At 61.2% G+C, this 1,501-nt stretch carries 1 protein-coding gene; it reads left to right on the top strand.

The features are described 5' to 3' along the window. The first annotated feature begins 125 nt into the window (after positions 1-125). Positions 126-1,241 carry an IS110 family RNA-guided transposase gene (locus HV681_RS27660; protein WP_175126283.1) on the top strand — a complete coding sequence of 372 codons (1,116 nt, stop codon included), beginning with the start codon at positions 126-128 and terminating at the stop codon, positions 1,239-1,241. Positions 1,242-1,501 lie beyond the last annotated feature (260 nt).

A 1,501-nucleotide genomic window follows, 5' to 3' on the forward strand; every position in this document is an offset into this window, starting at 1 on the left:
AGACATTATGGTCGCTCGTTAATCGGAAGGCGGCTCGTCTCCTGTATCGTGGATTGCGCTCTCCAGGAGAGCGCCGAGCCACATGCGGCGGGGCAAGCCAGCCGCAAACCGTATGGAGACGAGCCATGGACGAGCGTATCAAGTTTTTCGTTGGTCTGGATGTGCACGGTGACAGCATTGCGATGTCCGTGTGCGAGGCCGGGCGGGAGCCCGGCCGGTTTGTCAGCACGCTTACGCCAGACGTGCAGGCGTTGCTCAAGATCCTAAGCAAATATGGTGCCGCACGGCAGGTCAGCGTGGTCTATGAGGCTGGGCCGACGGGCTATGGGCTATATCGTGCGCTGATCGATCGGGGCTATCGCTGCGAGATCATTGCGCCGTCATTGACCCCGCGTCGCCCGGGCGAGCGCATCAAGACGGACCGGCGCGACAGCTTGCGACTGGCCGAGCTGTCGCGGGCTGGGGAGCTCAAGGCCATCTGGGTGCCTGACCAGGCCCACGAGGCGCTGCGCAATCTCTGGCGGGCTCGCGAAGATGCCGTCAACCTGCGCCTGCAGGCGCGCCAGCAGCTCAAGGCATTTTTGCTACGCCAAGGCCGGCGCTATCCCGGCAAGACATCCTGGAACAAGACGCACCAACGCTGGATTGCGGAGCAGCATTTTGACCATCCTGCCGATTACATCGCGCTAGCCGAGTATCAACTGGCCGTGCAAGCGGCTCAAGATCGCGTACAGCGTCTGACGACGGCGCTCGAGCACGCCATTGAAGGTTGGCGCCAGGAGCCGACCGTGGCTGCGCTCAGGGCGCTGCGTGGTATCGATACGGTCAGCGCAATCGGCTTAGTGTGCGAGATCGGCGACATCGCCCGCTTTGGTAGTGCTCGCCAGCTCATGGGTTATCTCGGACTGGTGCCTTCGGAGCATTCCAGTGGCAACAGCGTACGCCGAGGTTCGATTACCAAAACCGGTAACGCACACGCCCGGCGGCTTCTGACCGAAGCGGCCTGGAACTACCGCTTCCCGGCGCGCATGAGTCAGGCGTTGCGTGACCGAAGCGCGACACTTTCTCCCGGTATCCGCACCCACGCCTGGAAAGCTCAGGTGCGTTTGTGCTCCAGATTTGCACATCTATCGGCTCGAGGCGTGCAGGCGAACAAAGTCTGCGTAGCCGTGGCGCGGGAACTGACCGGCTTCATCTGGGCCATTGCGCGCCAATCGCTGCCCGACAACACACATCAATGACACCCATACCCGTGACACGAGGTGATGCGACACGAACTCGATAGGAAGAACCCTCACGACACCCTCAACAGAACCCTTTGGGGCAACCTGCGTCACTAGAGCGAGGCAGCTTCCACGACGGATCGATGCACGGTGGTAACCAACCCACGGATATCAGTCTGATCTATCGTCGCAGCAGCAGGCTTGTGTCGCATCACCCCGTGTCACTGATTTCCAACCAGCAAACCATTCCTATTGACGACAGCGACCATATCAGGGTG

This window comes from Achromobacter animicus (assembly GCF_902859585.1).
GTDB lineage: Bacteria > Pseudomonadota > Gammaproteobacteria > Burkholderiales > Burkholderiaceae_B > Achromobacter > Achromobacter animicus.